Source organism: Mycobacterium sp. shizuoka-1 (assembly GCF_002723835.1).
GTDB lineage: Bacteria > Actinomycetota > Actinomycetes > Mycobacteriales > Mycobacteriaceae > Mycobacterium.
On sequence record NZ_BEWG01000076.1, the window covers coordinates 54,698 to 62,131 of the forward strand.

At 71.2% G+C, this 7,434-nt stretch carries 8 protein-coding genes and 1 pseudogene; 1 reads left to right on the forward strand and 8 read right to left on the reverse strand.

Translation table 11 applies throughout. The features are described from left to right. The first annotated feature begins 52 nt into the window (after positions 1 to 52). A complete protein-coding gene (locus MSZK_RS21180; protein WP_371411373.1) occupies positions 53 to 1,243 on the forward strand; it encodes a DNA polymerase domain-containing protein in 1,191 nt (396 codons plus the stop codon). Here the strand turns inward: MSZK_RS21180 and MSZK_RS21185 are convergent. The 8 genes and pseudogenes from MSZK_RS21185 to MSZK_RS33170 form a co-directional block, all read right to left on the reverse strand. Beyond that, positions 1,231 to 1,953 carry a siderophore-interacting protein gene (locus MSZK_RS21185; RefSeq protein ID WP_099250573.1) on the reverse strand — a complete coding sequence of 241 codons (723 nt, stop codon included), beginning with the start codon at positions 1,951 to 1,953 and terminating at the stop codon, positions 1,231 to 1,233. The two genes, MSZK_RS21180 and MSZK_RS21185, sit on opposite strands and share 13 nt — an antisense overlap. A 14-nt stretch (positions 1,954 to 1,967) precedes the next feature. Beyond that, positions 1,968 to 2,837: a type VII secretion protein EccE gene (gene eccE / locus MSZK_RS21190; protein WP_099250574.1), complete on the reverse strand. Its 870-nt coding sequence runs from the start codon at positions 2,835 to 2,837 to the stop codon at positions 1,968 to 1,970. After that, complete coding sequence (gene mycP, locus MSZK_RS21195; protein WP_099250575.1) at positions 2,834 to 4,207, reverse strand: type VII secretion-associated serine protease mycosin; 1,374 nt, start codon at positions 4,205 to 4,207, stop codon at positions 2,834 to 2,836. The genes eccE and mycP overlap by 4 nt, the downstream gene beginning before the upstream one ends. Next, a complete protein-coding gene (eccD, locus tag MSZK_RS21200) occupies positions 4,204 to 5,592 on the reverse strand; it encodes a type VII secretion integral membrane protein EccD (RefSeq protein ID WP_099250576.1) in 1,389 nt (462 codons plus the stop codon). Before eccD ends, mycP begins: the two co-directional genes overlap by 4 nt. A gap of 17 nt (positions 5,593 to 5,609) precedes the next feature. Then, positions 5,610 to 6,449 carry an ESX secretion-associated protein EspG gene (locus MSZK_RS21205; protein ID WP_099250577.1) on the reverse strand — a complete coding sequence of 280 codons (840 nt, stop codon included), beginning with the start codon at positions 6,447 to 6,449 and terminating at the stop codon, positions 5,610 to 5,612. 3 nt (positions 6,450 to 6,452) lie between these two features. Next, a complete protein-coding gene (locus MSZK_RS21210; protein WP_099250578.1) occupies positions 6,453 to 6,740 on the reverse strand; it encodes a WXG100 family type VII secretion target in 288 nt (95 codons plus the stop codon). Continuing rightward, positions 6,740 to 7,033, reverse strand: coding sequence for a type VII secretion protein EsxS (locus tag MSZK_RS21215; protein WP_099250579.1), 294 nt, complete (start codon positions 7,031 to 7,033; stop codon positions 6,740 to 6,742). Before MSZK_RS21215 ends, MSZK_RS21210 begins: the two co-directional genes overlap by 1 nt. Positions 7,034 to 7,046: 13 nt before the next feature. Beyond that, positions 7,047 to 7,434 (reverse strand): annotated as a pseudogene (locus MSZK_RS33170) (PPE family protein); the annotation flags it as partial.

Sequence of the window (7,434 nt, forward strand, 5' to 3'; positions counted from 1 at the left end):
TGACGTGGGTCGCAGCCAGGACGGAACGAGCAGCCTAATTACCATGGCGGCTATGGAGGTGAACGGCCGCCAGGTCACCGTCAGCCACCCCGACAAGGTGGTCTTTCCCGCGGCCGGTGGACGCGCTGCGGTGACCAAGATGGACCTCATCAGCTACTACCTGGCGGTGGCCGAGGGCGTGCTGCGCGGGGTGGCCGATCGGCCGATGATCCTCAAACGGTTCGTCAAGGGGATCACCGAGGAGGCGATCTTTCAGAAGCGCGCCCCGGAGAAGCGCCCGGAGTGGATCGACGTCGCCGAGCTGCGGTATGCGCGGGGAACGTCGGCCAAAGAGGCGGTGCTGTCCGATGCGGCCGGGCTGGTATGGGCGGTCAACCTCGGCTGCGTCGACCTCAACCCGCACCCGGTGCGCTCCGGCGACCTCGACCATCCCGACGAACTGCGCATCGACCTCGATCCGATGCCCGGTGTGCAGTGGCCCCAGATCCTGGATGTGGCGCAGGTGGCGCGGGAGGTGCTCGAGGACCACGGGCTGACGGCCTGGCCCAAGACGTCGGGCTCGCGCGGGTTCCACATCTATGCCCGGATCGCGCCGCACTGGCCGTTCACCAAGGTGCGGCTCGCCGCCGAGACCGTGGCCCGGGAGGTAGCGCGCCGCGCCCCCGAGCTGGCCACCAGCCAGTGGTGGAAAGAGGAACGCCAGGGGGTGTTCGTCGACTTCAACCAGAACGCCAAGGACCGCACGGTCGCGTCGGCGTACTCGGTGCGGGCCACCCCCGATGCGCGGGTGTCCACGCCGTTGGCGTGGTCCGAGGTACCCGGGTGCCGGGCCGAGGAGTTCACCATCGCGACGGTGCCGGCCCGGTTCGCCGAGCGCGGCGACCCGTGGGCGCCGATGGACGACGCGGTCGGCTCGCTGGAGCCGCTGCTGCGGTTGGCCGAGGAACTCGGCCCTGCGGAGAAGCCACCCAAGGGCGGCAAGCCGCTGATCGAGATCGCCCGCACCAAGACTCGGGACGAGGCGATGGCGGCCCTGGAGGTCTGGCGGTCCCGCCATCCGGAGGCGGCCCAGGCGCTGCAACCGACCGACATCCTGGTCGACGGGATGCGCGGTCCGAGTTCGATCTGGTACCGCATCCGGATCAACCTCGAGCACGTGCCCGAGAAGCGCCGGCCGAAGCAAGAGGATTTGATCGCCGATTACAGCCCGTGGGAAGGCTATTCGGGGCGTCAGGCCCCCTGAGCCCAATAGGCCTGGGCCTTGATCGAGGTCCTCGGGATGCGGTAGTTCTCCCGCAGGACCTTGGCGACCGCGCGTGTCGTGCGGTTGTCGGACGCGACCCAGCCGAAGTGGTCCTCGGCATCGTGCGCGTGTTCTCTGACAGCATCGACCAGCGCGGTGCCGGACTGCCGCCGGTCGATCCACCTGACCGCGGCATTCCCGGCGACCGGGAGGTCGCTGTCGTCATCGTGCCCGGCGGCCAGAAAGACCTCAGCGGGGGTGTCCCCGATCGAGTCGAGCAAGGAATTGATCGCGGGCAATGACGCTGTGTCACCGACGATCACGTAACCAGCGGGCGCAGGTGAGGGCAACGTGAAGCTGCTGCCGAGCACGGTCGCCCCGATCGTGTCGCCGGGCTGGGCTGCGCACGCCCAGCGCGATGCGATGCCGTCGTGCAGCGCGAACTCGATGTCGACGGTGTTGCGTGCCGGGTTCGGGTTCACCAGCGTGTAGCCGCGCTGGTGCAGTTTCGTGCCGTCCGGGAACCACATGCGGATCCACATCGTCGGGTGCAGCGGACGGTCGGCCATCATGCCGCCCGCGTCGAAGTTCAGCCGCAGGTAGTGCTCGCTGATCTGGTCGCGACCGGTCACGGTGAGTTCGTATTCGGCCGCGCGGAACAACTTGAGCACTGTGCCCTGCCAGCCGCGCGACGCCGTGTTGTCGGCCATCGGGTCTCCTCTCGTCACGTGGCCAGCCGCACACCCGACAACGGGTGAAGCGCGGCCAACGCCCCGGCCTGCCGACCCGGGATCGCCGTCAGGCCCGGTGGCACCGCATCGGGTCGATCGTGCGTGCGGATCGCCGCAGCCGCTCGAGTGCGGGCCGCCGACCGCGTCCCGGAAATCTCGACCACCGTCCAGGTCTCGCCGCCCGCCGGGCTCACCGCCGCGAGCGCGTCGGGCGCACCCGCGGCGTAGGCCGTCAGGTGCCCGCGCGCGTCGGTCACCGATCTCCACCGCTCACGCGCGTCACCGCTCACCAGTTCCGGCAGCTGCGCGGGATCGGCAAGGGTTGCCGTCCAACCGGTTTCCCGCAGCTGGCCGATGAGCCGCCGGGCGGCACCCTCCGCTGTCTGACGCAGCGGAAGCTGCGCCGACCTGCCCTGCAGGGCGGCCAGATTTCGCGCGCCGCTGACCGTCAGGCCAACCCAGGTGGCCGTGGCGGTCTCGGTGCGGTGCGTGGTGACCCGTACCGCATCGCATCGCAGCCCGAACCGGTCGAGGTAGCCCGCGAGTAGATCCATCGGCAGTTCACGGTCGCGGCAGTCCACCCGCACCAGTACCGTGGCGACCGCATCGGCTCCCGCGCAGCGCAGATCGGGCGGCGCCGATCCAATCGGCTTGCGGGTCAACATAAGTCGAAGCCAGTCCGCAGCGGTGGCGGTGAGATAACGGCCACGCCACCGGGCCAGCGCCACGATCACCGCCACGGCGGTGATCGCCAGCACCCACCGGTCGTCAGGCGACCGCCACGGGTAGGCCAGCACGGCCGCGACGGCTGCCAGCACAACGACGGTCAACCGTCCCGCGCCCGGCCCGGGCATCCCGGTCATTCCAGCTCCTCCTTGTGTCTGCGCACGACGACGGCAACGGCCACGACGATCACGGCGAGTACCGCGGTTCCGGCAAACGCCACCGTGCGTGGGGTGTGATCGGTCGGGGGTGGCGGCACCGGTGCGGCGACACGCCTGGCGGCCGGCATGGGTGCCATGTCACTGCCGGTAGAAATGGTCCAGGTCAGGGCGGCTACCGGATCGACTGTGCCGGCACCGACGAGGTTGGATGGTGCCTGCGTCCCGTTGTGGGCGGTTGCGGTCAGCCGGCGCACCACCTCGTCGGCCGGCAGGCCCGGGAAGCGGCCGCGGATCAGCGCCGCCGTGCCTGCGACATAGGCTGCCGCGAAACCGGTTCCGTCCAGCGGAGTCATCCCGCCGCGTCCGTCGGGCATGCCGTCGGCCAGTCCTCCGGTGCCGTCGTTGCTCACCGACACGATGTTCTGTCCGGGTGCCGCGACACCCACCCACGGTCCGGCCATCGTGAAGTCGGCGGGTTGCCCCGCGGTGGTCACCGCGGCGACCGACAGCACGTAAGGCTGCCACCACGACGGCACCGATACCGCCGTGACACCCGCCCAGTTGCGCGGGACACCGGCTGGTGCGGGGCCGCCGGCCGGATTGGATGCGCACTGCATGCCAGGGGCGCTGGTCGTGGTGGGCCCGGAATTGCCTGCGGCGGCGACGATCACGATGTCTTTGTCGATCGCGGCATAGCGCAGGGCAGCGCCCAAGGCCTGCTGATTGCCAAGGCGGTCGGGTGCCAGGCAGGCGGCCGTCGAGATCGTGATGACGGTGGCGCCGAGGTCGGCGGCGCGGACCACCGCGCGGGCGAGTGTCTCGATCTCCACCTCGGCCTGCACCGACGCCGGGTCCCGACCGCCGGCGGCAGGCGAGAACCTCGGCGAGGTCTGCCGGATCGAGATCAGCCGTGCGCCGGGGGCGACGCCGCTGAAGCCGTCGGGACCGGGTTGCCCGGCGATGATCCCGGCCACCAAGGTGCCGTGACCGTCGCAGTCGACCAACCCGTCACCGCCGGACAGATAGTCACCGCCGCCGGTCACGTTCGGCAACCGCGGGCCCGGCCGCACCCCGGTGTCGATGACTGCGACCGTCTGCCCGTTGCCCTGCGAATATGTCTGCGCACCAGAGAGATTCAGCATGGTCTGGTTGGCGCTCAACTGACCGGGAGCGCTACCCGGCCGCATCCCGGTCGTCACGCATTCGGAGCGCTGGCTCATGCCCGCGGTCGGCCCTGCGGTGCCCGCGGGCGGCAGCGCCGCCGGGTCGACGGCGGGCGGAGCGACGGCGCCGGCCACCGGTGCGGTGACGATCAGCACCACCGCGGCCACCGCGGCGGTCCGGATCATCGATCCAGGACCCAGGTGAAGATGCCGGCCAGGTAGACCGCCACCGGCACGAGCGAGGCATCCACCGCGACGGCGAGGAAACCCACCAGCCGGCGCACCGGCAGCGAATAACGCTGCGCACTGGCGGTATCCGGGTTCACGGCCACGACCATCCACACGGCGGTCAGCGCGGCGAGCACCATCACCGTCCACAGCGCGGCGACGAACCGGTCGTCCACCAGGTAGCCGGTCAGCAGGCCGCCGGCCACCAGGAAGGGCGCGGCGAGCAGCCAGCCTTTGCACACCGCGGTGTCCCACACCCGCGCCCGCAACACGGCGGCGGCGCACGCCGCCACGACCAGATACCAGCCCCACGGCCCGGGGCCTTCCGGGCGGCCGGCCACCATCACCGCACCGGTCGCCGACAGCAGCACCGCACCGGCGATCAGGCCGGTCTGGTGGGCTTCGGCCACCCGTACCCGACGGGGCAGATCGGCAAGCAGACGGGCCGCCGGGCTGGACGGGGTGGGGTCACCGGGCGCCGGGATCACCGGCAGCGGAAAGCGCGCCCACACCGCCGCGAGCCCAGGCGCGGACACGGTGATCACCAGCGCCACCACGATCAACGCCGCCCCCAGCGTCAGCGCCGGCAGGTGCCACAGGGCTGCGGCGGCGGCGACCGCGAGCGCACCGGTACCGACGACGGCCGTGGTGGTGAACAGTGCGACGCCGTCGTCGGTCTGGGTCAGCACGATCAACGCCCACGCGGTCACCCCGGCGGCGGCCAGCATCACCTGTGCAGCGCCCCACGGACCGGGTACCGCCAACCAGAAGGCCGACGCGATGGGCGCCAGAGCGACCGCGGACACCTGCGTGGCCAGGCGCGCCGAACGGGTGCGCAGCAGCAGACCGGCCACCACCGTGACCAGTGCGAGCGCGCTGACCGCGTAGAGCCCCACCACCGACCCGGTCGCGGCGCGGTGGGCGACCGCCGCCGCGCACAGCGCCACCACAAACACGGTGGCGGCCAGCCGGGCTCCCAGCTGCAATCGGGGCGGACCCCAGGGCCGCTGCCGGGCGGCGGAGAAGATCACCGCCGCGTCGGCGATGTCCTCCACCACTGCGGGAGACGGCGGCCCGGCGGGAACCGGCTGTACGGCAAGGAGATCGCCGTCGACCACGCCGACGGTGTCCAAGCTCGCGTCCAGACTGAACGGCACGCCGCCCACCGGCGCCAGCGTCATCGGGGTCGGCACCGTGTCATCGGAGTCCGGCGGTGGCACCAGTCGGTTCACCGCGGGAATGATCTCGCGCAGCGGCAATTCGGCGGGCAATGACATATCGGTGATCCGGCCGTACGCCAGAACGGCGACCCGTACGATCGGCAGCACCGGGGTTTCAGTCATGGTGTTCTCTCTCTGGATCAGATCGCGTTGCTGGAGAAGTCGCGGGTCAATGCGGCGGCGGGGAACCATCGCCCGTCGGGCAGGGCCGCGGTGAGCCGGTCGAGCGCCAGGGCGATCGCGAACGGGGTACCCGGCAGGAACGTCGAGAGCCACTGCCCATCCGGCCCACGGTGGGGTTCGACGAGCAGACGGCCGGCGGGCGCGTCGATGATGCCGACGCCCACCTCGCTGAGATGATGCACACCGCGGTCGGCGCAACCGGCTCGCACCTCGAGATAGCTGCGCGCCCCGCGCAACGCCGACCGCACCACCGCGACCGCCGAGGCCGGCAGGCCCAGATGGTCCAGCACGGCATCGAGATCCGCTCCGGCACGCAGTCGTTCGTCAGCCCGGACACCCGCCCGGGTGGGCAGCACGAACTCGGTGAAGGTAGCCGGTTTTCGGCCGGGCAATCCGGCGGTCACCACCTCAGCGAGCAGTTCGGGGTCGCTGAGGTCGAGTTCGGTCAGGGTGACGAGTTCGCCGCTGCGCAGTGCCACGACGATGTCCTCGCCTCGGCCGGCCACCAACCCGCGCAGCAGACCACCGCCGCCCCGCACATATCGGAGTTCGAGCCAGCGCTGCGGGGCGCAGACCGTCCGCATCCACCGCGCGACTCCTGGGTCCACCACCCCGGCCGCAGACATCACGCCGGCGCGCGTCAGATCTGCGCGCAGGCGTGTGACCACCGTGTCCGCGTCCGGTGTCATCGGTGGCGGCGTGATCGCGAGTACCCACGGGAAAGACCCGGCGCCAACGCTTTCGGCGGTGAGCCAGGCGGCGTCGGCGGTCAATTCGACGGCGTTAGGTGCGCCCACGTCTCAGCCCCACTTGGCGCCTTCGGCATGGTCGCGCGCCTGCATCGACAGTGTGTTGCTCTCGTGGGTGGTGGCCATCGCCCGGTAGGCGCGCACCAACTCTTCGGCGGCCAGGTTCCACTGGGCCTGCCACGCCTGGTATGTCATGCCGGTGTCGCCCTGCCAGGCGCCCTGCAGGGCAGACTGCTCGGCGGCGATGTCGGCGCCGACCGCCTGCAGCGTTCCGGCGTAGCCCGCCATCTCCGCGGCATGCGCCATCATGGCCGGGTAGTTGTACATGATCTGGGACATCAGAAACCTCCGTAAGTCGTTGCCGCAGCGGCATCCTGGGCCACGTACGTGGCGCCGGCCTCACCGAGGTTCACCTGGGCGATGTCCAGCAGGGAGTTGACCTTCGCGGCCACGTCGACGAACCGCGCGTGTGCGGCCTGGAATGCCGCCGCCGACTCACCCAGGTGGAAAGCCTGGGCCGACATCGCGGCCTGCTCGGCCTGGGCGATGGTGCTGCGCATCAACGCGGTCTTGGCGCCGAACGCCGCCTCCGCGGCCACGAGTTGCGGGATATGGGCATCGAGCATGCTCACTGCGTGTCTCCAATCATCGGTCGGTCTCCTGCTCGGGATCGCTGTCCCAGGTGGTCGGCAGCATCGGCATGGTGGGACGCTCGCCGGGCTCGGCCGCGACATCGGCCAGGCCGGCCGCGGGGACGCCCCGCGCCCGGGTTTCGGTGCCGGCGAACCCGATCGGTCCGGCACCGCGGTCCGACGACGAGGTGGTCGACGTGGCGACCGGTTCAGCGGGCGGCCCGCTGTCGCTGTCGAGGTCCATGTACTCGTCGCGGTGTCCGCGGTCCTTGGCCCGCTGGGCACGCCGCCGTCGCGCCCGTTCCTTGGCCTGCACCGAGGACAGCGCGGCAGCTGCCGGCGCCGCCTCGGGGACGAGTGCCTTGCTTCCGCTGCCCTCGATCAGGGTGGGGCCGGGTCCC